This window comes from Corynebacterium sp. HMSC08C04 (assembly GCF_001807495.1).
GTDB lineage: Bacteria > Actinomycetota > Actinomycetes > Mycobacteriales > Mycobacteriaceae > Corynebacterium > Corynebacterium simulans.
In genome coordinates this window covers 32713-56811 of the sequence record NZ_KV789194.1, presented here as the reverse complement: position 1 = coordinate 56811, position 24099 = coordinate 32713, and the positions used below count along the sequence as shown (strand labels likewise).

The window sequence follows — 24099 nt, the reverse complement described above, 5'->3', positions numbered from 1 at the left end:
CCCCCTAGCCCCTAGACAGGGAAAGGAGCAGCTCTAGCCTGCCGGCACTGACTAAGCTCCAGCCTGTTTGAATTTGTGCAAAGAAGGAATACTCACAAGGAGCGAAAGGCCACTTATTAAAAGTGGGACATGGCCTGGCGGGACAGCAAGAGCAAAAAGAACAAAACGCCATTTCGTTTCGGATGCCGATAGCCAAAGAGCCGTTTGCAAGACGAGTTGCGCTATAAGCAACAATGCGAGTGTATCCACGTTCAAATATTTGCCTGCGAAAAATGTTATTCCCATAAGGACGGTGGATACATAAGCAAACCTGACGCTTCCTACGCCGGTCAGGGAAAATACCCAAGGGACGCTCCACAAGACAACGAGAAGCGTGCTGTCTACGACTAACCACTTCCTTGGAGAACGAGCTTCTAGCTTGGAAAGCTGATTACGGAACAAAGTTACTGGCAACGCCGCATAAGCAAATGAACATATGGTACCTACATTCACCCCTGCAGTACCGCTAAGCCAGGGAATTCTTAGCAGCCAGCCTTCAGAGAAGGATAGAGCTAAACCAATAAACAACATCATCAGCAAGACCACAAAAATTCTGTGACCATGGAAGTACAAGAACGCAAATGATTTCACAGGCTAACCGCTAACTCTACAGGTCGACTGCTCGATACGTTGAACAACATCGCTTACGTCAACTTGTCGGTTAGGATCCCAAGGGAGGCCACTAACCGAAATTCCCAAATCTTTCGCCGGAATTCCACAAATTTGCGCATTTGCACGAATCAATTCCGCAGTTCCAACTTGATCCACAAACTCTCCAACGACTCCTTCCAGAGTTGGTTGGCTACTTAGGCTTAAGTGATCTTCTGAAAAATCTCCCCACACCACCGGTCGATTTGAGAAATCTCCCCACTCAGCTGGCACTATTTTAGAGAAGGCTTCCCGCGCTTGGATGTTCAGTAATATGTTTTCTTTTGGGACCTCCGGCCAAGCGCAGACATCCGAAACACAGACAATCTGCGCAGAGTCCCTTTGTACAAGGCCAAATTCTGTAAGTTTCTGAGCCCAAAACGTAGAACCTACGATAGCCAGAAGTCCTAAAAGCAAAGCTGCCATGTACAGCTTTCTTCGGTGCCTAAGCAAAGCCGCAGCCGAAACTACGAGCAGCGTCACTCCCACAATCCCCGCAACTGCTATACCGATTGCTTTCACATCTAGCGTTGTATCCAGAGAACAGCACGCCAAGAAGTCGCCAGCTAAATGCCTCAAAACCCCCGGAGAAGTGGCTGGAACGATCGCATACCAAGTATATGCAAGCGCAACCGCAGCACAGACAGAAATAAGAGGCTTAAGCGAAAAGCCAAGTGCGCTTCCAATCAACACCCAGCAAATACCTACGACGCATGAGTATGCCAACATCATCCAAAAGAACTTGGACGCGAACGATATCGATTCAGTACTTTGGGCTAGGTTAGCCAATACGTAGCCAACAGGAAAAACTAGCGACCATAAAAGCATTCGGTCTCTAAAGATACGAACTACAGAGCTTCGCCCCAATTGCGCAATTTCGCGAAAACGTGATGCTTCCCAAGCCATTCCGGCAGAAACCGCTGGAGCAATAACAACGAACACTAAAGTAGATTGGGCAGCGTTTGACTGGAAATAGGTTGTTTTCCCAAGCTCTGATATAGGAACTGCACTGAGAACGATTCCAGCAAGACAAATCCACAATGACGGGCGTCGAAACCAATGTCTGAATCCGAAATTAGGAACCATCATCGTTCCTCCTCCGCGCAAAAGAGCGTGCGAGATTGTGCACTGGATTGTCGTCTAATTCTGATGCTAACTGTATGAATTCTGACCTTGAACCATCGAATCGCAACTTGCCTTTATCAAGGACAAGAACGCGCTCGAATGGTTTCTGCAGTTCACCTGCATCATGGGTGGAGACAACTAAATTATGCCCCATTTCCACGATCTTTTGATAAACCTTTGTAATGAGCTCCTTGCTAAGGGGATCAAGCGCCGCACTAGGCTCATCAAGAAGCAGAGTTTTCGACCCAGAATTCAATGCTGTAGCGATTGCCAATCTAGAGCGTTCCCCTCCGCTAAGACTTTCACATCTCTGATCGGCAGCCTTCGACAAATCAACAAAGTTTAGCCACTCCAAGCTATGTTTCTTTGCGATTTTCCTATCCTGACCAAACAGCCACGCAACATAAGCGCAGTATTCTCCAGAAGTGAAACCCACAATCGGCATGAATTTCTGCTCGACTAACGATATAGAGCCCACCCTTAAGACGACCCCGTCGTGCGGAGAAGAATCTGATGCCAGGACGGAAAAAAGAGTCGGCTTTCCTGCACCGTTTGCCCCAAGAAGAAGCGTTGGACGTTCATCTATCGTCAACTGCGGTATATCCAGAATTGTTTTGTTTGAACGCCTTATCTTTAAAGCATCAACTCGAATCGTATCTACCATACGACTTTCATCCAATTGATGGTCAAACGGTTCCAATCAAACGTATGAATATCGGCATGATAGTTGCCTGCAGCCTGACGCCCCCAGCCACCTCGATCCCAACCCCCATAGCACCTGTTGAGAGAACGTGAACCCAGGTCCGGATCCGGCTGCCCTGCGAGAGTTCGGCGTAGGGTCATCTCGACTTTTCCTGGCGATCCGTGCGGAGTGTTCAAGCAGGTAGCTGCTGTGATTTCCGTGTTAAACCCATCAATATTTCGATCGTACCAACTACGAGTTTTAAAGCCATCGCGAATTCCATTCACGCTGGTTTCAAAATGCCCCTCAGCATTAGCTGGGACAACAAATGAAGTGATCGCCAAGGCTACAGTCAGCCCTGCTACGACTATTTTCTTCACCGGATTTCACACCTCTTTCTGAGAACTAGGCAAAAGAGACTTGCCTTACCTGAACAAAAGCTTGCTTCAAGCGCCGAACAGGGAGAGATGATATTAATACCTAAAGCTTGGCTATTTTTACATAAATAAATGAGATAAGTCAAAATTATGGCTTTGATATTCCACCCCGGCTATTCCACCCGGAAGTTGGCAGAACTCCGGAACAAAGCCAAGCGAAGAGCCCTGGGTTTTGCTTCTAGATACCTCTGGCTCCCGTATTTCGCCAATAAGCAAGAGGCTGATCACTACCACATGTAACGTCGGAAATAGGTAGCAAGAGTGAATCCAAACAAACAAGGCACAAAAGGCATAAAAATTCCCCTTGGCTTTTACCAAGGGGAATCAAATGTGGGCCCTCCGGGGCTCGAACCCGGGACCTGCGGATTAAAAGTCCGTAGCTCTACCAGCTGAGCTAAAGGCCCATCGCGAAATCATTTTAGTAGGCCCCGCTAAAGAAACGAAACTGGCCCCCACTTTATTGCGGGGAGCCAGTCATGTTTGCTCGTCAGGGGCTAAATGCCGCTGAGTTTGCTTAGCCGCGCATGTCGCCCTTTTCGGCGAAGTTGATCTGGAAGTCGAAGGCGGTCTTCAGATCGTGCGGGGTGTGGACGAACTTGTTGGCGGAAGCACGCTCGTAGTACTCCTCCAGCAGCGGACGGTAATCCGGGTGCGCCACAGCGATGATCTTTTCCACGCGCTCACGCGGTGCGAGACCACGCAGGTCAGCGACACCGTACTCGGTGATGATGACCATGGTGTCGTGCTCGGTATGGTCAGTGTGGGAAACGAAAGGAACAATCGCGGAGATTGCGCCACCCTTTGCCACAGACGGGGAAACGAACGTGGAGATGTAACCGTTGCGGGTGAAGTCACCGGAGCCGCCGGTGCCGTTCATGATGCGGGAGCCGCCAACGTTGGTGGAGTTGATGTTGCCGTAAATATCGGCCTCAATCATGCCGTTGGAGGAGATAAGACCCACGCGGCGGATGACCTCAGGGTGGTTGGAGACCTGCTGCGGACGCAGAATGATGTGCTTGCGGTAGCGCTCTGCCTCAGCGTTCATCTTCTCTGCGTACTCCGGGGAAAGTGCAAAGGAGGTAGCGGAAGCGACAGACATCTTGCCGGCGTCGATAAGGTCGAGCATGCCGTCCTGGATGACCTCGGTGTAGGCCTGGATGTTTTCAAACTTGGACTCCAGCAGGCCTGCCATCACGGCGTTCGGGACATTACCCACGCCGGACTGCATGATGAACTTGTCATACTCCAGGCGGCCAGCAGCAACCTCGCCCTCAAGGAACTCGATGAAGTTAGCGGCGATCTTCTCGGATACCTCATCCGGAGCCTTAAATGGCGCGTTGCGGTCCGGAGCATTGGTCTCAACGACTGCGACAACCTTTTCGGTCGGCAGCTCGATGTACGGGGTACCGATGCGGTCATCAACCTTGGTGATCGGGATTGGCTGGCGGTTAGGCAGCTTCTCGATCTTGTAAATGTCGTGCATGCCCTCGAGGTTCTCGGACTGCCAGGTGTTTACCTCGAGAATAATCTTGTCTGCAGCTTCGATGTATTCCAGGTTATTGCCCACTGCAGAAGACGGGATGATGTTGCCGTCTTCCAGGATGCGGACAACCTCGATGATTGCGACCTGGAAATCGCCGTAGAAGCCCTCCTCTACCTGCTGGCCGGAGTGGGAAAGGTGAATGTCCTGGTAAAGAATCTCGCCTGCGTTGGCCTTGTTACGCAGAGTCGGATCGGAGTTGTACGGAGAGCGGAAGCGCAGTGCGTCCGCCTCTGCCAGCACACCGTCACAATCCGGTGCGGTGGAAGCGCCGGAGAAGACATCGATCTTGAATTCCTCACCAGCAGCGTGTGCAGCCTTTGCCTTTTCAGCGATGGCGGTAGGCAGCGCCTTTGGGTAGCCCGCACCGGTAAAGCCTGAGATACCGACGCGGTCACCGTGATTGACAAACTTTGCAGCTTCTTCAGCAGAAACGACAAGTTCCTTAAACGGCACGTATCCGATCCTATCGGTCAAAGTAAATCCTCCTTTATATATAGGGCCGACCGTACGACACGATCAGCCCCTTTAAGTTACATGCACCACATTAGCGAACTTGTTGAGGTTTTACCGAAAACTTCGCAAACTTACACACCCCCGTCACAACGACGCGCCAAACTTGCCACGCCACCTGCCCAAAGAGCACAATTGGCTGCGTGAATCTTGCAATCGGAAAAATCGAGCTCAACTCCCCCGTTGTCCTAGCCCCTATGGCGGGCGTAACCAACGTGGCCTTCCGCACGCTCTGCCGGGAACAAGAAATTGCGAAGACCGGAACGGTCTCCGGACTATATGTATGCGAGATGGTCACCGCTCGCGCGTTGGTCGAGCGCAATGAAAAGACCATGCACATGACCACGTTCGGGCCAGACGAAAATCCACGCTCGCTACAGCTGTACACCGTCGATCCGGAGTACACCTACAAGGCAGCAAAGATGATCGTTGATGAAAACTTGGCCGATCACATCGACATGAATTTCGGCTGCCCCGTGCCCAAGGTAACTCGTCGCGGTGGCGGCTCAGCTCTGCCCTATAAGCGCCGTCTCTTCGGCAACATCGTCGCCGCCGCAGTTAAGGCCACAGAGGGCACCGACATTCCGGTTACCGTGAAGATGCGCGTGGGCATCGACGACGAGCACCACACGCACTTGGACGCAGGACGCATCGCAGTGGAGGAGGGTGCCGCGGCCGTCGCCTTGCATGGGCGCACAGCCGCGCAGCGCTACTCCGGCCATGCCGATTGGAATGAGATCGCACGGCTCAAGGAGCATCTAGCCGATACCGGCATCCCGGTGCTGGGCAACGGAGATATCTTCAAGGCCACCGATGCCCGCGCCATGATGGAGCAGACGGGCTGCGACGGTGTCGTCGTCGGGCGCGGTTGCCTCGGCCGCCCCTGGCTCTTCGCAGAACTGTCTGCGGAGCTGCGTGGCGAGCCAATTCCTTCCGAGCCAACCTTGGGCGAAGTGACGCAGATTATGATTAGACATGCGGAGCTGCTGGCGCAGCACGATGGCGAGCGTCAGGCCAGCCGCGATATCCGTAAGCACGTGGGTTGGTACCTGCGCGGATTCCCCGTAGGAGGCGAGGTACGCTCGGGCCTTTCGCGCGTGGATTCGGTAAATAACCTGCGCGAATTGCTGGCACCGTGGGCCGATTCGCAGGCGCTTGCCGACGACGCGGATGGCGCACGTGGGCGTCAAGGCTCACCCGCCAAGGTGGTTCTACCCGAGGGTTGGCTGGACGATCCAGAGGACGCAACTGTGCCGGAAGGTGCGGAAATTATGCATTCGGGCGGATAGATATAGCCATAACGAGCATTAGACCAAAAAGTGGTCTATCATTTTCGACATGCGCACCGCATATCGCGAACATCTAGATAGCTTCTCGCACGACCTCATTATCATGTGCGACATCGTCCATAACACCTTAAAGCTCGCCTCTGAAGCACTGATTGAGTCCGAACTCCACTCCGCTGAAGAGGCCATGTCTTTGCGCGAGGAACTGGACGAAGTCCGTAACCGCTGTGAGGAGCGCGCTGTCTTGCTGCTCGCGCTCGAAAATCCCATGGCCAAAGATCTCCGCCAGGTCGTCTCCTCCATCTACATCGTGGAAGACCTCCACCGCATGGGCCGTCTGGCCCAGCACGTGGCATCGGGTGCCCGCCGCCGCCACCCAGATAACGTGGTGCCCGCAGAGTACATCGGCTATTTTGAGGAGCTCGCACGCTTAAACGACGACATGATTAGGATGTTGCGCGAAATCTTAGTGACCCCGGACCCCGATACCGCCCTGCGGATGGCCTCTGAAGATGATGCGGTAGATGACATCAACCGCTACCTTTTGTCCATCCTGACGAATCGGGAGTGGAAAGCAAGCGTGCGCGAGGCCGTGGAAACTTCCCAAATGACCCGCTACTACGAGCGTTTCGCCGATCACTGCGTCAGCGTGGCCGGCCGCATCATTTACCTGTCCACCGGGCTCGCTCCGGAAGCCTATATGGCCAAATTAAGCGAGGAAGAAAGGGACAAAGAGTTCGAGTCCCGCATGGCCGAGCTCGAACGCCAGTTCCGCCGTTAATCCTTACTAGGTAGCTAGACCTTTAAGGCAACGCTGAAGCACATTCAATCCAACTACAGGCGTTTCCCGAAAACTGTCTATTTAGATCAATTTTCATTATCTTTAATAACGCTAAACCCCGCTTCCCTCTTATTTCAAAGGAAGCGGGGTTTATCCGTCTGCTACATGAAAGCTACTAAGGCTTAGCCGAAGCGGCCGGAGATGTAGTCCTCAGTGTCCTTCTTAGACGGGTTCTTGAAAATGGTGGTGGTGTCATCGAACTCCACCAGGTGTCCCGGCTTGCCGGTGGCCTCGAGAGAGAAGAAACCGGTCTTGTCGGACACACGCGCTGCCTGCTGCATGTTGTGGGTCACGATGACGATGGTGAAGTTTTCCTTCAGCTCGTGGATAAGGTCCTCAACGGCCAAGGTGGAAATTGGGTCCAGTGCGGAGCAAGGCTCGTCCATGAGGAGAACCTCTGGCTCCACGGCAATCGCGCGAGCAATGCACAGACGCTGCTGCTGACCACCGGACAGGCCGCCGCCCGGCTTGTCCAGACGGTCCTTAACCTCATCCCATAGGTTTGCGCCACGCAGGGACTTCTCAGCGACTTCCTTCAGCTTCTTCTTGTTCTTCTCACCGGACAGACGCAGGCCGGCGACAACGTTGTCCTCGATGGACATGGTTGGGAACGGGTTTGCCTTCTGGAAGACCATGCCGATGGTGTTGCGGACGGAAACCGGGTCAACCTTTGGGCCGTAGATGTTCTGGCCGTCGAGCAGGATCTCACCCTTGACGGAAGCGCCAGGGATGACCTCGTGCATGCGGTTGATGGTGCGCAGAACGGTGGACTTACCGCAGCCGGAAGGGCCGATGAACGCAGTAACTGCCTGTGCTGGGATCTGCATGTTGACGTTCTGTACGGCGTGGAAATCACCGTAGTAGATGTTCACGTCATTGAGCTCAAGCTTTGACATTTTTGATTTACTCCTGTTGAGGGGCTTTAGGTATGGCGGGCGGGCGTGTTACTTCTTGACGGAGAACTTCGCAGAAACGAAGCGCGCCGCAATGTTGAGGATTGCAATCAGCAGGACCAGCGTCAGTGCCGCGCCCCACAGCTTGTCCAGAACGGCCGGCTGGGCGCCGGACTTGTACATATCAAGCATCATCAGCGGCAAGGAAGACATTGCGCCATCCATTGCGTCCCAGTTGATGGAAGAGGTCGAGCCGACCAAGACCAGAACCGGTGCGGACTCACCCATGACGCGGGCAACGGCCAGCATGATGCCGGTGACGATGCCGGACAGAGCGGTCGGCAGAACGATGCGGGCGATGGTCTTCCACTTCGGCACACCCAGCGCATAGGCAGCCTCACGCAGGTCCATCGGGACGACGCGCAGCATCTCCTCCGTGTTACGAACGACGATTGGAATCATCAGCAGCACCAAGGAAAGTGCCACAGCCATACCGGAGCGCTCGAAGCCGAAGAGAGTAATCCACATTGCGAAGACGAACAGTGCAGCAACGATAGAAGGAACACCAGAGAGGATGTCCACCATGAAGGTGGTCAGGCGGCTCAGCAGGCCACCGCGGGAGTACTCCACCAAGTAGATAGCGGTGAAAATGCCGATCGGGACGGAGATGATGGTTGCCAGGAGGGTCTGGACGAAGGTACCGATAATGGCGTGGAGTGCACCACCACCAGCTTCGGTGTCGAGGATGCCGCGCTGCGAGGTAGTCCACCATTCAGGGGTGAAAATGGCGCCGGCACCGCGAGCAAAAAGCTCCCACAGAACCCAGACGAGCGGAATCATGGCCAGAATCATCGTGGCCCACACGATGATGGTGGCGACGTTGTTGGCAGTCTTGCGGCCGCCGGAAATATCAAGGAACGCCGATCCGGAGTTCTGCGGAAGGGTCTTTACTGGAGTAGACATTCAGGTTTACCTCTTCCTACTTCTTCTTCACGATGGAACGGGCAATGGCGTTGACCACGAAGGTCAGCAGGAACAGCATGAGACCGGCCGCGATATAAGCACCCGCACGCATCTCGTTACCGAACTCGGAAGCTGCCAGGGCGATCGCAGTAGCGAAGGTAGTACCGCCGTCGAAAAGCGAGAAGCGGAAATCAATCAGCGGCGAGACAACCATGTACAGCGCCATAGTCTCACCCAGCGCACGGCCCAGGCCCAGCATGGAACCGGCGATGTAACCGGACATACCAAAAGGCAGGACGGTCATGCGGATAACTTCCCAGCGGGTAGCGCCCAGCGCCAACGCGGACTCAATCTGGCCCGGAGGGGTCTGCACAAAGACCTCACGCGCGGTGGCGGCGATGATGGGCAGAATCATCACTGCCAGCACGATGCCACCGGTGAAGATGTTGCGGCCGGTCTCGAAGGAAGGCGAGTTGTCGTAGGTGGTGAACAGGAAGAAGCCGCCAGCCCACGAATGAATCCACTTATAAAAGCCTGAAAGAGCCGGGCCAAGAACCTGCCAGCCCCACAGACCGTAAACGATGGACGGAACTGCAGCGAGCATGTCGACCAAGAAGCCAAGCGGCTTCACTGCGCGGGCCGGAGCGTAGTTGGAAAGGAAGATAGCAATGCCAAGCGCAACCGGCATCGCGATCAGCAAGGCAACAACGGATATGAGCACCGTGGAGCCGAACATGGTCGGGATACCGAACTGCATTGCGTCAGTGTTGTTAGTCTCCCAGCGCTGACCGTAGGTGAAAAAGCCTAGGAAGCCGCCCTCGTTGACGTTCAGTGCAGGCACTGCGCGCCAAATCAGGAAGGCTGCAATGGCAGCGATCATCACGGTGATTAAGGTTGCGGAGGCGGTGGAGAGAAACTCGAAAATTCGGTCACCTGGGCGTTTTACACCCGAACCGGACTTCACGATTGCGGCCTCGGAGCTACCAGCAGAAGAAGCAGGCCGCGAGGCGGCTTCTGTCTGCTCATTTGGTGGCGCCGTGGTGAGATTGTTGTCTGCCATGAGACTACGAAATCCTTTTCAACGGAAACTGTGGGAATTAATGTGCAACACACCGCAGCCCCCAAAGGCGCTCTGATGAACGGATTTGGGGGCGGGCAGTGCTGTCTTTTATTGCGTATCCAGCAAATTACTGGATTGCGTCAACAGCAGACTTCAGACGCTCGAGGTGGTCACCGGTAACAGGGATGAATCCAGCAGACTCGAGGTCGGAGCTCTGGTTATCCAGAACGGTCTTGAAGAAAGCCTTGACCAGCGCGGAGGTCTCCTCATCGTACCCAGCGGAGCAAACGATGTTGTAGGTGGTCAGGATGAGCGGGTAGGAACCCTTGGTGTCGGAACCGAAGAGCGCCTCGGAGTCAACAACCATGTTGTGCTCGGAGCCGGTCTCCTTGAACTTCAGGTTGTCGAGTGCAACGCCGACGGTTTCGTTGGACAGCTCAACCGGGCCGTTGCCGAAGTCGATCTTGGCAATCTTGACGCCGTCAGATTCCTTCTGGTGTGCGTAGCCAGCCTCAACGTAGGTGATTGCACCTTCGATGGAAGCAACCTGGTCAGCAACGCCGGAGGAACCGTTTGCACCCTCGCCGACAGCGTCCGGGAACTGCTTGCCCTCGTTGTCCCAGTTGCCGGTGGCGGTCTTCAGGAACTTCTGGAAGTTGTCGGAGGTACCGGACTCGTCAGAACGGAAGATGACAGTGATGTCGGTATCTGGGAGGTCAACACCCTCGTTGGAAGCCTTGATCTCTTCGTCATTCCACTTGGTGATCTCGCCCTTGAAAATCTTTGCCAGGGTCTCGGTCTTCAGGTTTACTTCCTTGTCACCCAGGTTGTATGCGATTGCAACCGGGCCGATGGTGGTTGGTAGGTGCCATGCGTCGTTGCCCTCGCAACGCTTCTTGGCAGCCTCAACCTCACCCTTGTCCTCCTTCAGAGCGGAGTCGGAACCAGCGAAGTCAACGGTGCCGTTGGTGAAAGCCTCAACGCCAGCGCCGGAGCCGGAGGAGGTGTAGGAGAAGTTAGCGTCAGGGTGCTCGTCCAGGAAGGCCTTCTCGAAGACGGACATTGCGCTCTTCTGGGAGGATGCACCCTCACCGGTGAGGTCACCGGAGACCTCAGAGCCGCCCTCAGAGCCTGAACCGGATTCAGAGCAGGCAACAAGGCCGGTGGAGGTTGCGGCAACAATGCCGAAGATTGCAGCAGTGCGCTTGAAGTTGCGGATCACGGGAAACCTTTCCAAAGCAGAACAGAGATTGTTATCGAGCAAACCGCACATCGCATTGGTAAAAGCGAAAGAGTTGAAAGAGAACTACCAACACCGCGGTTAACTCACGAAAACTAAAGCTATTCGGGGTGGGTTAACCGCAGAGGTGATTTCAGGTAAACAACAAATGAACATGTCACCAAAGTTGGTGAGACTAATCACGCCCCGAATAGACAGAATGGTCTTCAATAACGCTAAACCCGAGGCGCTCATAGAGCTTTACAGCCGGTTTATTATCCGCTTCTACGTAGAGAATTACCCGGTCAGCACCCTTTTCCACCATTCGATTCAGACCATAACGCAGCAAAGGCTTTCCCAAACCTTGACCGCGATAGGCCTCCGAAATGCCGATCACATAAACCTCACCAAACTCATCAATTTCCTCCTTGTGCCATTTGGTCCAGTGGAATCCGGCCAGCACGGGGGCTGCCCCATCATCGCCTTTCTTGGTGTCCCAATAGAAAAGGACATCTGCCGGATCGAACCATTCCGCTTCCATCCCGCGGTGCAAACGCTCTATATCCCATCCGCCTTGCTCCGGGTGCCAGGAAAAGGCTTCGTTGTTGGCACGCACCCATTCCTGCTCGACCAAGTCCGTGCCCCACCGCTCTACCGAATCGGTGAAGTTGGCGGGAGTATACGGGGCGTCGCCAAGCGTGGAGTGCTTTGCCAAATCCTTACCGGCAACCTCCATGACCAGAAGCTGACGCACCTTTTCCATGTGGTTCTTCTGCGCCACAGCCTGGGCTGCCGGCAGATTGCCGTGGGCCCAGACATTTGCCGCAGGCTTTATCGCCCGCACGGCATTCAGCAGCTCGTTGCCCCAGCCACGGCCGCGATATTCGGGGTGGATAAACATCTCGGCGTCGTCTCCGGCGACAGCTGCAAGGCCTACCGGCTCCGCGGCGTCGCTGAGCACCAAGTGCGTGTGTTCCAAGCGCGCGTCATCCAGGCCCAAGATGAATTGCTCCGACAGGGGCGCAATACCGTCGACGCCCCGTGCTAAATCAGCGATTTTCTTGAGCTTGCCTGCGAGTTCTGGGCACTCTGGAAGTTGATAGGTTTCGATATTCATACCCACCAGCGTACGTGCGGTAAGAATAGAAGAGTGACTGTTCTGCAAATCAACCGCAACGTTGTCCGCCTCGGCATCGTCGCCATCGTGGGCACCCTCGCCTGGCTTTCGGATTCTGCCGTGGCCATGCACGCAGAGCACACCGTGGCCCAAGAATCGAAGGCTGTCTCGCGCCTCGAAAATACTCCCGACGTCTACATTGGCGGCTTCCCTTATACGCTCGCCACACTGACCAAAGAGATTCCTTATCTCGAGGTGCAATCTCTCGACGTCGAGGTGCCAAAGCTAGGCATGGTCAATGCTTCGACCACCATGCGCGATATCACCATTACCCCGCAACAAGTCTTTAGCGGGAAATTCGAAGGCGCCCCCGTCTCGACCTATACCCGCAGCATCAGCCTGGATGGCGTGGCGCTGGGCAGGCTGATGGGCATTACTGATCTTTCGATTGCAAACCCCGACAACATCTCCCCTATCGGCGGCACCGCAGCCGAGGCAGAGCTGACGGGTACGCTGCCAGGAGATAAAAAGAAGTCAACGGCAAAGGTCGCGCTGCGCCTGGTTGGCGAGCAATTCCACATGAATGTCTACGACACCGAGGATCCGCGCCTGAAAAAGGCCTTCTCGATGCAATTCGACACCCGCGACCTACCGCTGCCTGCACAGGCGACGTCCGTGAAACTGCATGGTGGCTCCATCACCTTTGAGGTGCAGCGCCGCAACATCAAGTTGAAGTCCACCCAACTGTCCCCTCTCGAAATCGAGGGTTCGGAGGAAAAGGCGGTGAAGGACGCGGAAAAGCGCGCCGTGGACACCGCCCAGCGCGTTGGTCAGGCCAGCTAGCGCTACTTAATCCGCACCAGATCGCGAAGAATCTCGCGCACGCTGCGCTCATGCGGTGGGCGCGGCTGCGAAGGCGCAAAGACCTCGATGGCATCTGCCACCGACTCCAGATGCACCTTGGTGAACTTGCCTTCGGACTCACCATCGGCCTGGAAGCGCTTCGGGGTCGGCGTTTCCAGGTCGACCACCTGTGCATCGTCGAACTGCAATGCGCGGGCCTGGGTAATCTTGCTCAACACGTGCTTGCGATCAACGCCCATCAGGTGCAGCATGCCCACCAAACCGTGAATGCCGCCCAAGTCAGAAACGCCGAAGAGCCCCAGACCCTTGTCAAAAGAATTGCGCGGGTTAGTAACCACCGGCAGCGGGCCCAAGAAGGTCCACGGGTTGGTATTGGAGGTAAACATCAAAGGCACCTTGTGCGCAGTAAATTCTTTGCCATCACGATTGACCGCATGGACGGAAATCTCCGGTGGAATGACGCGCGCACGCAGATAAGCCTGTGCGGAGACCGTCAGATAGCGCAACGGGGTGGCCGCAAACCCCATCTCACGGGCACGATCCACGCGTGCCAAGACATCCGCATCGAGGCCGAAGCCGGCGTTGACCGCGAACCAGCGCTCGTTCCAGGTGCCAAGGCGAATGGTGCGCCGAGTATCGCGCTCCAGCAGGCGTGCCAGTACGTGGGCGGCCTCCACAGGGGTATTCGGAATGCCTAAAGCGCGGACGAAAACGTTGGCGGAACCAGTCGGAATAACGCCGAGCACCGGCAGCTCCTCCGGAGCCGGGCGCTGGTCATTATCTGCCGGACCGAGCAATCCGTTGACAACTTCATTGACCGTGCCGTCGCCGCCAAAGACGACAATGGCGTCATAATCCGCACGCCGAAGACCGCGCACGATCTCTTCTGCATGCCCCGCATAATGGGTAAATTGCATGCGCAGGTGGGCGCCTTCGACATCGCGCAGCAGCGGGATGACCTGCCTGAATAATGCATCGCTCTGCGAAGTCGAGTTCGGATTTGAAATCATTAATACTCGCACAGCGAACCAGCCTAGTGGTTTATATCCCTTTAAGACGACTAGGCTGGTGCGTCATGAGCGAAAATAGCAACGAAAAGCTAAATGGCAACGACGCTGTCAACCATGCCGCCGAAGCATGGAAGGACGCAGCGAACCGCAACATCCCGGCCATGGAAGTCGGCAACAACCCTCTGCCGCAGGAAACCGCTAACCTGCGTCAGGGCCCGTCGCTTCACGACGGCCTGCTAGCCCTTCTTCCCCTCGTAGGCGTCTGGCAGGGCGAAGGCCAGGCCCACGATGCTTCCGGCGAGCAGTACACCTTTGGTCAGCAACTTATTGTCAGCCACGACGGCGAGAATTACCTAACTTATAGCTCCCGCACCTGGCGCATCGACACCGAGGGCAAGCCGCAGGGTGCCGATATCCGCGAATCCGGTTACTGGCGAATCTCCTTGAAGGACGAGATCGAGATGACCTACACCTCCTCTAACGGAATCGTGGAGATCTTCTACGGCGAGCCTTTCAACGAGCGTGCATGGCAGCTCGAGTCCGCGTCCACCATGGTTACCGAAACCGGACCGAAGAACTTCGGCCCAGGCAAGCGCATGTACGGCTTGATGCCGAACAACAACCTGGGTTGGGTCGACGAGCGCATGGTCGACGGCGAGATGCGCCCGTACATGTCCGCTGAGCTTGAGCGCGTAGCAGGCTAGTTTAAGCCATACCGCGCAAGCGCGGCATCAAGCAGGCCTCGGATTTCCGCAGCGTTATCCGGGGCCTTTAGCTTTGCGTCATTGAGGCTTGTAACGCGCACGGCGGTGCGTACTGAAGAGACCAACCACACCGAATCGCAGCGCTCAAGATACTCCGGCGTGATTTCCTTAGCCTTGCAGCGATAGCCCTGCTGCTGCGCGTATTCGAAGAGCGCAGCCTGCGTGGTGCCGGAGAGAATCCCCTTCGCTGCCGGGGTGCGCAGCTTGTTTCCACGCACTGCCACGACGGAGGAGGTGGCGCCTTCCAAGACGATGCCGCTGTCTGGGTCGACGAAGATGACATCATCAAATCCCTTCCCCTTTGCCAGGCGCAAGGTAGCCATGGTGGCAGCGTAGTTCAGCGTCTTGGCGGGCAGTTCCTCGGCCACGTGCCACAGGCGCGGGGTAGTCATTACTTTGACGCCCTTCTCGCGCTGCTCAAGTAGCTTTTTATCGATTGTCTGCACCACGACCCAAGCGCTCGGGTGGCCCGTCGAGGCACGCCCGCGGGTATATGTCCACGTGCACTTGGCCTCGCCTGTCTCATCACCGCCGAAGTAATCCGCGATGGCGAGTTCGGTGGCTTCCTTCCACTTTTCAATCTGCGGTTCCGGCAGCTCGAGGGCCCGCGCTGAGTTCACAAAGCGCGCGCTATGCCGGGCAAGGTTGGCCACCTTGCCATCACGCACCAGCAGCGACTCAAAGATGCCGTCACCGCGAGTGACAGCGGCGTCATCCCAATAGATAAGTGGCAGCGACGGAAGTTGCTTGCGCACAGAACCACCATAGGGCTCTACAACGTAGATGACCGGCTCTTTTCGAGGCGTGAACTCCATAATTTTTATTATGCCCTACCATCGGATCTCGTGAGTTATTCTTCGCCACTTTTAGCGCGCACAGGCGCCGCTGAGTTCCAAGACACCACTGCAATCGACGCCGCGGGCGTCGCCTGGCACTACGGTAACCCGCTCAAGGAGCAAAGGATCATCGAAACCGGCTCCGGGATCGTGGACCGCTCCCAGCGCCGCGTCATCAAGGTCGAGGGCCCAGAGGCTGCGACCTTCCTCAACAACTTGTTATCGCAAAAGCTTGACGACGCCCCCTCTGGCTTCAGCGCCGGCGCCCTCGACCTAGACATACAGGGCCACGTGCTCCACCACATGGATCTCACCCGAGTTGGTGAGGCCTTCTACCTGGATATTCCAGAAGCCCAGTTTTCTTCGCTGCTGGATTTTTTGACCAAGATGATCTTCTGGTCCCAGGTGACGGTGGAAGAAGCGCCCTTGGCGGTTATCACCGTGCTGGGTTCTGCCCTGCCGGCGCCAGCGAGCGCGGTAGTATCGCGCGACGTCACCTGGCGCGGCCCACAGCGCACGGACTATCTCGTCCCGCGTGAAGACCTAGAGGCAGCCGTGGCGGAACTGGAATCGGCTGGCGGAACCTTGGTGGGACTGATGGCCTACACCGCCGAGCGTGTAAAGGCGTTGGAGCCAGAGCTTGCCGCAGACCTAGATGCGAAGGCGATTGCCCATGAGGTCCCGCACTGGATTTCACGCGGGGATGCGCCGGCATTCGTGCATCTGAATAAGGGCTGCTACCGCGGCCAGGAGACCGTCGCCCGGGTGGAGAATCTCGGCCGCTCGCCGCGGCTTTTGGTGATGCTTTATCTTGATGGCTCGGCACCTACCCGTCCGGAGATTGGTGCGGACGTTACCCTCGGCGGGCGCCGCGTGGGACGTCTCGGAACAGTGGTCGATGACTGCGACTTTGGCCCCATCGCACTCGCGCTGGTCAAGCGCTCGGCTTTGGGCGGCCAGCAACTAGTCATTGGGGATGTCGCTGCATCCGTGGAAAATGACTCAATCCCCGTCGATGAGGGCCCGAAGGCGGGACGAGCTGCGGTAGAAAAGTTGCGTGGCCGATAACTCATTTAGCCCTCTGCGCGAGTTATCCCACTCGTTTTGGCATATGTAGGGGGGTGGTGCGGAATTTTTTCGTCACACAGGCTATTGTGTCTAACAGGAAGATACACTTTTAGATTTAAGCCGATGGGGCGTCCAAGAATCCCTGGAACGCCCTACTCACCTCAAGGGGGTCATGCACATGGGACGCGGACGCGCAAAGGCAAAGCAGACCAAAGTTGCACGCCAGCTGAAGTACAATTCGCCTGAAATGGATCTGGATTCGCTCCAGCGGGAGCTTGCCTCCCAAAACCCGAACAACTCCCACGATTACGAGGACGAGGATCCTTACGCCGACTACGTCGACGAGTGGGACGAAGACGACGAGGAGGACCAGCGCTAAGGCGCTTTCCTTTTCGCCGCTGGGACTCCAGCTGTAGGCCGCGGCCGCTTCGCGTGGTTGCGGCCTTTTGCTTTTGGCCGCTGCCCGGCTCTTTCCCGCGGCACCCTGCTCTTCACGGCCGCTTCCCTGGTCTGCCTAGGCTGCCCCTACCCTTCCCTCGGCCTTCCCTCGGCCGGCATTTCCAAATGGTGAGGAACAAATGGTGAGGTGAGGCGTCACCCGCCCCAGGAGCCCACTACAGCCACAGTGGTTACAGTGCAACCTCACCATTTGAAAACCACACTAGGCTTCAACTGCATTTGGCGTCCGCTGGACAGACGGCCCTAAATGGTGCGGTTTTACCATCCGCGCGAAAACGCCGAAGAGCCGAGCGGAAGCGCAGGAAAACCGGCGCCGGAAGAGGAAAACCACAAACGACCTCCCCTCCTCCACCGCGATGTGGCAGAGAACGGAAGGCCGAAAGCAGAAGTGGTTGGGCGGGCTTAGTAGTTCGGGTGCTCGCCGTTCATGATGACGCGCTCTTCGCCCTCGCCGGCGGCGCGGATGGTGCCGAGCTCCCACGCATCAACGTGGCGGGCAGCCATCATAGCCAGGGCGCGCTCGCGATCCTCCGGAGCGACGACGGCAATCATGCCAACGCCCATGTTGAAGGTTTTCTCCATCTCTTCCAGGGAAACCTTGCCCACAGAAGCGATGGTCTTGAAGATCTGGCCCGGGGTCCAGGTGGAACGGTTAACTTCAGCGGTCAGGCCCTCCGGAATGACGCGCTCCAGGTTGCCGGCCAGGCCACCGCCGGTGACGTGGCAGAAGGTGGAAACGTTGCACTCAGCGGTCAGAGCCAGGCAGTCCTTGGCGTAGATGCGAGTCGGCTCCAGCAGCTCCTCGCCGAGGGTGCGGCCAAGCTCCTCGATGTGGCCATCGAGCGGCAGACCTGCCTGCTCCAGCAGGACGTAGCGAGCCAGGGAGTAGCCGTTGGAGTGCAGGCCGGAAGAGGCCATCGCGATGAGGACATCGCCGTCGCGGACCTTGTCCGGGCCCAGGATGGAATCTGCCTCGACTACTCCCACGGCGGTTGCGGAGACGTCGTATTCTTCTGGGTCCATTACTCCTGGGTGCTCAGCGGTCTCGCCGCCGAGCAGCGCAGCGCCTGCCTGCACGCAGCCCTCAGCGATACCCTTCACAATCTCTGCGACCTTCTCCGGTACGACCTTGCCCACGGCAATGTAGTCCTGCAGGAATAGCGGCTCCGCGCCGCACACCACGAGGTCATCGACGCACATTGCAACCAGGTCGATACCGATGGTGTCGTGGACGTCCATCGCCTGCGCAACAGCCAGCTTGGTGCCAACGCCATCGGAGCCTGCAGCCAGGACCGGCTCTTTGTATTCGCCCAGCTTGAACAGGCCCGCGAAGCCGCCCAGGCCGCCCATGACCTCCGGTCGGGTTGCACGCTTTGCGTGCGGCGCAAACAGGGTGACGGCGCGGTCGCCTTCTTCGATGCTGACGCCAGCTGCCGCGTAAGTATTCTCGCTCATTTTTGTTCCTTGCCTTGTGTTTTAGGATTCTTCGCCGAGCAGGGAGCGCACGGCCTCAGCGTTCGGGTTGCCGGCCGGGAGGCCGAGTGGGTAGACACCGTCAAAGCAGGCGGTGCACAGCTCATGGTGAGGCTGCTGGGTCGCGGCGACCATCTCATCGATGGAGACGAAGCCGAGGGAGTCCGCACCGATGGCGTCACAGATAGTCTTGCAGACTACCTCTGGGTCATCCGACGGATTCGCATTCGCAATGAGCTCGCCCGGGGAGGCGAAGTCAATGCCATAGAAGCATGGCCACTTCACTGGCGGCGAAGCGATGCGCACGTGCACCTCCGCCGCGCCCGCCTCGCGCAGCATGCGAATCAGCGCGCGCTGGGTGTTGCCACGCACGATAGAGTCATCCACGACCACCAGGGACTTGCCCTCAATGACCTCGCGCAGCGGGTTCAGCTTCAGGCGAATGCCCAGCTGGCGCAGCGTCTGGGTGGGCTGAATGAAGGTGCGGCCAACGTACGCATTCTTCACCAGGCCGTGCGCGAAGGTGATTCCGGACTCGCGGGCATAGCCCACGGCCGCCGGGTTACCGGACTCAGGCACTGGAATGACTAGGTCCGCATCTGGGGCCGGGTATTGCCGCGCTAGGCGACGCCCGATTTCCACACGCGTCGCATTCACCGAACGGCCCTTGATGTCGGTGTCAGGACGTGCCAGGTAGACGTACTCGAAGACGCAACCGTGGTGAGTTGGCTCCGCGAACTTCTCCGAGCGGATGCCCGCCTCGTCGATGGAGATGAGCTCGCCCGGTTCAATCTCGCGGATGAACTGCGCGCCGACGATGTCGAGCGCACACGTCTCCGAAGCTACTACCCAGCCCTTTGGCAAACGGCCCAGCACCAGCGGGCGCACGCCGTGTGGGTCACGCGCAGCGTAGAGCGTGTGCCCATCGGTAAAGGTCAAGCAGAATGCGCCCTTCACACGCGGGAGCAGCGCACGAGCGGATTCGAAGATGCTGACGCTATCACTCACGCCGTCGGCAAGCAGCATGGACAAGCACATGGAATCGGAAACCGACTCTTGCTGCGGTGCAACCAGCCCGCGCTCTACTGCTTCCTCGCGCAGCTCCAAGTAGTTAACAAGGTTGCCATTATGGCCCAAGGCAATGTCGATGCCATTGGAGGTGGTGGCAAACATGGGCTGTACGTTGGCCCATTCCTTGCCGCCTGCGGTGGAGTACCGGGTATGCCCTACGGCGACGTTGCCTTGAAGAGAGGCCAGGATGGATTCATCGAAGATATTGGACACCAGGCCCATATCCTTGAATACGACAAGGCTGTCATCGTCACCGACTGCGATACCGGCGGCCTCCTGGCCGCGGTGCTGCAAGGCGAAGAGACCAAAGTAGGTCAGCTTCGAAACCTCTTCCCCCGGAGCCCAGACGCCAAAGACGCCGCATTCCTCGCGGGGTTCGGTCTCGTTGTGATCATCGAGATTGGTGATATGGGGAGTTCTTTCAGCTACCACGGCGCTAATCCTAGTCGTTGTGGGCAGTAGAAACTAACGGAATGACTGGCAGCCATCCTGCGATTTCGCCGGAGCGGGAGCCGGAAGCTTCGAGGCGAGCGGCGGAAACGGCTTCTTCCCAGCGGAGCAGGCCCGTGGCCAGCTGCAACCACGTCAATGGGTCCATCTCCACCACATTGGGTGGGGTACCCCTCGTATGGCGAGGACCTTCGATGCATTGAACTGCCACGAATGGGGGCACCCGCAGCTCCACGGAATGGCCCGGCGCGTCGACTTCGAGGGTGCGGGCGGTGCGACGGACGGCATCGGCAAGCAATGCCCTACCTGGTTTTTCCACCTCATCGGGGCGTTTTATCCAGTCTTGGACCGCCACCACGGCAGCGCGCGTGGCCGCTGGGTCTACCTTATTTTTCATGCGCTAATTCGGCCTCCCTGATAACTTTCTATGCATGTCACTAACCCTTCCGGAACAAGAGAATACTGAAACCGCGAAGTCGCCATCGATCACCCTCCGATTCATGGCGGCGCCCACGGATATGACCATCGCTGGTGCGCAGGGCATTGGCGGCGGCCGCGTCTTGGAGTGGATCGACAAGGCAGCGTATGCGTGCGCGGTCCAGTGGTCCGGTGCCTACTGCGTTACCGCCTATGTGGGCCACATCCATTTCACTCGCCCGATTCCTTCCGGGCACTTGGTGGAGGTGCGCTCGCGAATCGCCATGACAGGCCGTTCTTCGATGCACATCGTCAACGAAGTCCTTTCCGCAGACCCACGCGATGGCATCTTCACGCGCGCTTGCGATTGCTTGGTTATTTTCGTGGCGAAGGATCCGGAAACGGGTAAATCCACCCCTGTGCCACCGTTTGAGCCGACTTCCGACGACCAACGTCGTGTCTGGGAGGCGGCCGAGTCCCGCATCGAGCTGCGCCGAGCCATCGAGGATGAGATGGAAAAGCAGACTTATGACGGGCCTTCCGACGCCCCGCGCATGATCAACCGCTTCCTAGCAAAGCCGACCGACGTCAATTGGGGCGGCAAGGTCCACGGCGGCACCGCCATGGAGTGGATCGATGAGGCGGGCGCGGCCTGCACCATGGAGTGGTCGGGCGAGCACACCGTGGCCGTTTATGCCGGCGGTATTCGCTTTTACCAGCCGATTGCCATCGGTGACCTCATCGAGGTGGATGCCCGTATGATGCGCACCGATGCGCGCTCCATGCAGATGTCCATCCACGTCCGCTCTGGCAACCCGCGCGGTGGACGCCAGAATCTGGAGACTGCCATCCACGCCACGGTTTCTTATATGGCGATGGACGCCGACTGGCAGCCGATGGCAGCCCGTCAGTTCACGCCGAAGACGGCAGAGGACAAGGCGCTGTGGGAGCACGCCGGCATCCTGCGCGAGCTGCGCGGAAAGTACTCCCCGAAGCCACTGGTTGTGGCTCCGCAGCACCAGCACTTGGATTAGTGCGCTGGCTCCACGTTGACGGCAACGTGGAGCTTTTCAACGTTTTTGGCTTGGCGCAGCTGCGCGTTCCAACCGGAGCCTTCTTTTTGTTTAAAAAGCGCCGTGGTGGCCGGCAATATGACCGGCTTGTAGAAGTCTGCTTGCACGCGCACTGCATCGGGCAGGCGCCCCTCAAACGCAGTGAGCATCTTGGCGTGGGTGAACATGCCATGGGCAATCGTGTTCGGAAAACCAAAGGCCTTCGCGCCCAGCCGGGAGGTGTGAATGGGGTTCTTATCCCCGGAAGCGGCCGCGTAGGTCTTTACGGCTTCCGGGCTAAAACGCAGCGTCGCAATAGCCGTTACCCCCAGCGCGGGCTTTTCCGGCTGCGGCAGGAAGCGGGCGGCCTCTGGCCTTACCTGCACATCTGCCGGGGTGGAGGAAGAAAAGTGCGCTTTTGGCCCCAGGAATGCGGAGGTTTGCTGCCAGACCAAGATGCCTTCTACATAGATGGAGGTAATCATGTCGAGCACCAGCCCCTTGCGGTGGCTGCGCAGGTTCTCCGCGTGGACGTCGATGGTAAAAGCATCTTCCACGTGCAAAGGGCGGAATTGTTCAATCTTGTTTGAAAGATGAACAATGCCCATGGCGGGGAAAGGAAAACCCGGCGAGTCCATGACTTTGACCGCTAGCGGGAAGGCCAGCGCATAAGGGTAGGTAACCGGAACCTCGTTGCCCAGGCGGAAACCCACTGCTTGGCAATAAGCAGCAAGATGCTCCGGATCAATGTGTACACCTTCTACCCGGTAGGCAATTGGTGGGTCATCGATAACGCGTTTTCCCGCAACACCGGGCAGCGCCTTTATCACCTGCTTGCGGTAAAGCTTGGAAAGCTGCGGAATCTCTTTCAGGTTCTGCACATTGCGGTCTAGCATTTACGCTCCCATCATGTTCTGGCCGCACACGCGCACGGTGTTACCCGTGACCGCCGCGGAGGCCGGGGCGGCGAAGTAGGCGACGGTCTCGGCGACGTCAACTGGCAAGCCGCCCTGCTGCAGGGAATTGATGCGGCGGCCAATCTCACGTGGGCCGGTGGGCATGGCTGCGGTCATGGCAGTTTCGATAAATCCCGGCGCCACCGCGTTGATGGTCGAACCGTTGTCTGCCAGTACCGGGGTGAGGGCATCAACCAGCCCAATGATGCCGGCCTTGGTGGTGGCGTAATTGGTCTGGCCACGGTTGCCGGAGATTCCCGCCATGGAAGACACGCCCACCACCGCTGCCCCGGCTGCAAGATCTCCGCTATCCAGCAGCGCCTCGGTGATACGCACTGGAGCTATGAGGTTAACGGCGAGGACGGCGTCCCACTGCCCCTCGTTCATATTTGCCAGCAGCTTGTCACGGGTAATGCCGGCATTGTGGACGATGACGTCGATGGGGCGGCCATAGTGGCGCTGCGCATGCTTTGCGATGATCGCGGCAGCACCCGGGTCAGTAACGTCCAGCGGTAGCGCGGTGCCCTTGACCTTGTTTGCCGTTTTGCTGAGGTGCTCACTCGCGACGGGGACGTCGATACAGATGACTTGCGCGCCATCGCGAGCCAGCACCTCCGCGATAGTGGCGCCGATGCCCCGGGCTGCGCCGGTGACCACGGCGAGACGGTCTTGAGAAGGCGCCTGCCAGTCTGCGTCCGCCTCGGCGGTAGCGGCCTTCACGCGCACCACCTGGCCGCCTACGAACGCTGACTTACCGGAGAGGAAGAAGCGCACCGTGGATTCGATTTCCGCCGTGGCGCCGGGTTCGACCCAAATGAGGTTCACGGTACCGCCTTTGCGCATCTCCTTAGCCAGCGAACGCGTGAAGCCCTCGAGGGCGCGGGCGGCAATGCGGGCATCGATGGTCGCAGTTTTCTCCGGGGTGGTGCCGATGACCAGCAAGCGTGCATTCGGTGCGAGGTTGCGCAGCTGCGGATGGAAGAAATCGTAGAGCTCTCGCAGCTGCTCTGGCTCCTCGATTCCGGTGGCGTCGAATACCAGCGCACCCCGCCCAGTTTCCGCCTCCACCGAAAGCAGCTGATAGTCCACTGCGAGCGCAGTGGAAAGGAAGTGGGCGATGCGGCCCGCTCCTGCAGAATCAATGACCACTGGGGCGCCTAAAGCCGACTCCCCGGGGGTGAAGCGGCGCAGCGGATAGCCCTGCGGCACGCCCGCCTTCGCGGCCACTGGAGAGTTGATTAGTTTCTCGGCGAAATTGAGTTTGGGCATTCGAAATCCTTCCTTTAACAAGGTTGCAAGCCTTTTTGTAAGAGGTT

24 protein-coding genes and 1 tRNA gene are annotated in these 24099 nt (G+C 57.6%); 7 read left to right on the top strand and 18 right to left on the bottom strand.

The window, feature by feature from the left end; genetic code table 11:
• Positions 1–51 precede the first annotated feature (51 nt).
• The 6 genes from HMPREF3169_RS12895 to HMPREF3169_RS01315 all read right to left on the bottom strand — a co-directional run bounded on the left by HMPREF3169_RS12895 (position 52) and on the right by HMPREF3169_RS01315 (position 4948).
• On the bottom strand, positions 52–630 hold the full coding sequence (locus HMPREF3169_RS12895) for a hypothetical protein (RefSeq protein ID WP_141744814.1): 579 nt from the start codon (positions 628–630) through the stop codon (positions 52–54).
• A 3-nt stretch (positions 631–633) separates the two neighbouring features.
• Positions 634–1776 (bottom strand): hypothetical protein, encoded by a 1143-nt coding sequence (locus HMPREF3169_RS12890; protein WP_145914869.1) that lies wholly within the window; start codon positions 1774–1776, stop codon positions 634–636.
• On the bottom strand, positions 1763–2476 hold the full coding sequence (locus tag HMPREF3169_RS01325) for an ATP-binding cassette domain-containing protein (RefSeq protein ID WP_070455476.1): 714 nt from the start codon (positions 2474–2476) through the stop codon (positions 1763–1765). The genes HMPREF3169_RS12890 and HMPREF3169_RS01325 overlap by 14 nt, the downstream gene beginning before the upstream one ends.
• Positions 2470–2874 (bottom strand): hypothetical protein, encoded by a 405-nt coding sequence (locus HMPREF3169_RS12585; protein WP_235597022.1) that lies wholly within the window; start codon positions 2872–2874, stop codon positions 2470–2472. The genes HMPREF3169_RS01325 and HMPREF3169_RS12585 overlap by 7 nt, the downstream gene beginning before the upstream one ends.
• A 388-nt stretch (positions 2875–3262) precedes the next feature.
• A tRNA-Lys gene (locus tag HMPREF3169_RS01320) sits at positions 3263–3335 on the bottom strand.
• 110 nt (positions 3336–3445) lie between these two features.
• Positions 3446–4948, bottom strand: coding sequence for an acetyl-CoA hydrolase/transferase family protein (locus HMPREF3169_RS01315; protein ID WP_070455474.1), 1503 nt, complete (start codon positions 4946–4948; stop codon positions 3446–3448).
• 179 nt (positions 4949–5127) lie between these two features.
• Here HMPREF3169_RS01315 and dusB point away from each other — a divergent pair, with 179 nt between their 5' ends.
• Both dusB and phoU read left to right on the top strand, forming a co-directional pair.
• Complete coding sequence (gene dusB, locus HMPREF3169_RS01310) at positions 5128–6273, top strand: tRNA dihydrouridine synthase DusB (RefSeq protein WP_070455472.1); 1146 nt, start codon at positions 5128–5130, stop codon at positions 6271–6273.
• Positions 6274–6322: 49 nt separating this feature from the next.
• Entirely contained in the window at positions 6323–7051 is a 729-nt protein-coding gene (gene phoU, locus HMPREF3169_RS01305) for a phosphate signaling complex protein PhoU (RefSeq protein WP_070455470.1), read from the top strand.
• Positions 7052–7233: 182 nt separating this feature from the next.
• On the opposite strand, the gene pstB is transcribed toward phoU, so the two are convergent.
• The 5 genes from pstB to mshD all read right to left on the bottom strand — a co-directional run bounded on the left by pstB (position 7234) and on the right by mshD (position 12363).
• Positions 7234–8007, bottom strand: coding sequence for a phosphate ABC transporter ATP-binding protein PstB (gene pstB / locus HMPREF3169_RS01300; protein WP_061924498.1), 774 nt, complete (start codon positions 8005–8007; stop codon positions 7234–7236).
• A 48-nt stretch (positions 8008–8055) separates the two neighbouring features.
• Positions 8056–8967: a phosphate ABC transporter permease PstA gene (pstA, locus tag HMPREF3169_RS01295; protein ID WP_070455468.1), complete on the bottom strand. Its 912-nt coding sequence runs from the start codon at positions 8965–8967 to the stop codon at positions 8056–8058.
• Between the two features lie 16 nt (positions 8968–8983).
• Positions 8984–10027 carry a phosphate ABC transporter permease subunit PstC gene (gene pstC, locus HMPREF3169_RS01290; protein WP_061924504.1) on the bottom strand — a complete coding sequence of 348 codons (1044 nt, stop codon included), beginning with the start codon at positions 10025–10027 and terminating at the stop codon, positions 8984–8986.
• A gap of 127 nt (positions 10028–10154) precedes the next feature.
• Positions 10155–11249: a phosphate ABC transporter substrate-binding protein PstS gene (pstS, locus tag HMPREF3169_RS01285; protein ID WP_062037331.1), complete on the bottom strand. Its 1095-nt coding sequence runs from the start codon at positions 11247–11249 to the stop codon at positions 10155–10157.
• A gap of 193 nt (positions 11250–11442) precedes the next feature.
• Entirely contained in the window at positions 11443–12363 is a 921-nt protein-coding gene (gene mshD / locus HMPREF3169_RS01280) for a mycothiol synthase (RefSeq protein WP_061924509.1), read from the bottom strand.
• A 33-nt stretch (positions 12364–12396) separates the two neighbouring features.
• On the opposite strand from mshD, the gene HMPREF3169_RS01275 reads away from it, so the two are divergent.
• Positions 12397–13206 (top strand): LmeA family phospholipid-binding protein, encoded by an 810-nt coding sequence (locus HMPREF3169_RS01275; protein WP_061924512.1) that lies wholly within the window; start codon positions 12397–12399, stop codon positions 13204–13206.
• Between the two features lie 2 nt (positions 13207–13208).
• On the opposite strand, the gene HMPREF3169_RS01270 is transcribed toward HMPREF3169_RS01275, so the two are convergent.
• The gene (locus HMPREF3169_RS01270; RefSeq protein ID WP_246815575.1) at positions 13209–14237 is read right to left on the bottom strand and encodes a diacylglycerol/lipid kinase family protein; all 1029 of its coding nucleotides are present in this window, start codon (positions 14235–14237) and stop codon (positions 13209–13211) included.
• A 65-nt stretch (positions 14238–14302) separates the two neighbouring features.
• Here HMPREF3169_RS01270 and HMPREF3169_RS01265 point away from each other — a divergent pair, with 65 nt between their 5' ends.
• A complete protein-coding gene (locus tag HMPREF3169_RS01265; protein ID WP_070455464.1) occupies positions 14303–14941 on the top strand; it encodes a heme-binding beta-barrel domain-containing protein in 639 nt (212 codons plus the stop codon).
• On the opposite strand, the gene HMPREF3169_RS01260 is transcribed toward HMPREF3169_RS01265, so the two are convergent.
• Positions 14938–15816 carry an aminodeoxychorismate lyase gene (locus HMPREF3169_RS01260; protein ID WP_070455462.1) on the bottom strand — a complete coding sequence of 293 codons (879 nt, stop codon included), beginning with the start codon at positions 15814–15816 and terminating at the stop codon, positions 14938–14940. The two genes, HMPREF3169_RS01265 and HMPREF3169_RS01260, sit on opposite strands and share 4 nt — an antisense overlap.
• A 30-nt stretch (positions 15817–15846) precedes the next feature.
• Between HMPREF3169_RS01260 and HMPREF3169_RS01255 the strand changes: the two genes are divergently transcribed.
• Both HMPREF3169_RS01255 and HMPREF3169_RS01250 read left to right on the top strand, forming a co-directional pair.
• Complete coding sequence (locus HMPREF3169_RS01255) at positions 15847–16905, top strand: CAF17-like 4Fe-4S cluster assembly/insertion protein YgfZ (RefSeq protein WP_070455460.1); 1059 nt, start codon at positions 15847–15849, stop codon at positions 16903–16905.
• 178 nt (positions 16906–17083) lie between these two features.
• The gene (locus tag HMPREF3169_RS01250; protein ID WP_179294342.1) at positions 17084–17284 is read left to right on the top strand and encodes a DUF3073 domain-containing protein; all 201 of its coding nucleotides are present in this window, start codon (positions 17084–17086) and stop codon (positions 17282–17284) included.
• 482 nt (positions 17285–17766) lie between these two features.
• Here HMPREF3169_RS01250 and purM read toward each other — a convergent pair whose 3' ends face one another.
• The 3 genes from purM to HMPREF3169_RS01235 are packed head-to-tail and all read right to left on the bottom strand — an operon-like array spanning position 17767 to position 20755.
• Entirely contained in the window at positions 17767–18819 is a 1053-nt protein-coding gene (gene purM, locus HMPREF3169_RS01245; RefSeq protein ID WP_061924525.1) for a phosphoribosylformylglycinamidine cyclo-ligase, read from the bottom strand.
• A gap of 21 nt (positions 18820–18840) precedes the next feature.
• A complete protein-coding gene (purF, locus tag HMPREF3169_RS01240) occupies positions 18841–20340 on the bottom strand; it encodes an amidophosphoribosyltransferase (protein WP_061924528.1) in 1500 nt (499 codons plus the stop codon).
• Positions 20341–20350: 10 nt separating this feature from the next.
• Complete coding sequence (locus HMPREF3169_RS01235) at positions 20351–20755, bottom strand: sterol carrier family protein (protein ID WP_061924533.1); 405 nt, start codon at positions 20753–20755, stop codon at positions 20351–20353.
• 34 nt (positions 20756–20789) lie between these two features.
• On the opposite strand from HMPREF3169_RS01235, the gene HMPREF3169_RS01230 reads away from it, so the two are divergent.
• Positions 20790–21809, top strand: coding sequence for an acyl-CoA thioesterase (locus tag HMPREF3169_RS01230; protein WP_062037303.1), 1020 nt, complete (start codon positions 20790–20792; stop codon positions 21807–21809).
• Here the strand turns inward: HMPREF3169_RS01230 and HMPREF3169_RS01225 are convergent.
• Both HMPREF3169_RS01225 and HMPREF3169_RS01220 read right to left on the bottom strand, forming a co-directional pair.
• Positions 21806–22723, bottom strand: coding sequence for a MaoC/PaaZ C-terminal domain-containing protein (locus HMPREF3169_RS01225; RefSeq protein ID WP_070455458.1), 918 nt, complete (start codon positions 22721–22723; stop codon positions 21806–21808). The genes HMPREF3169_RS01230 and HMPREF3169_RS01225 overlap by 4 nt on opposite strands.
• A complete protein-coding gene (locus HMPREF3169_RS01220) occupies positions 22724–24052 on the bottom strand; it encodes a 3-oxoacyl-ACP reductase (protein ID WP_070455456.1) in 1329 nt (442 codons plus the stop codon).
• Positions 24053–24099: the final 47 nt, after the last annotated feature.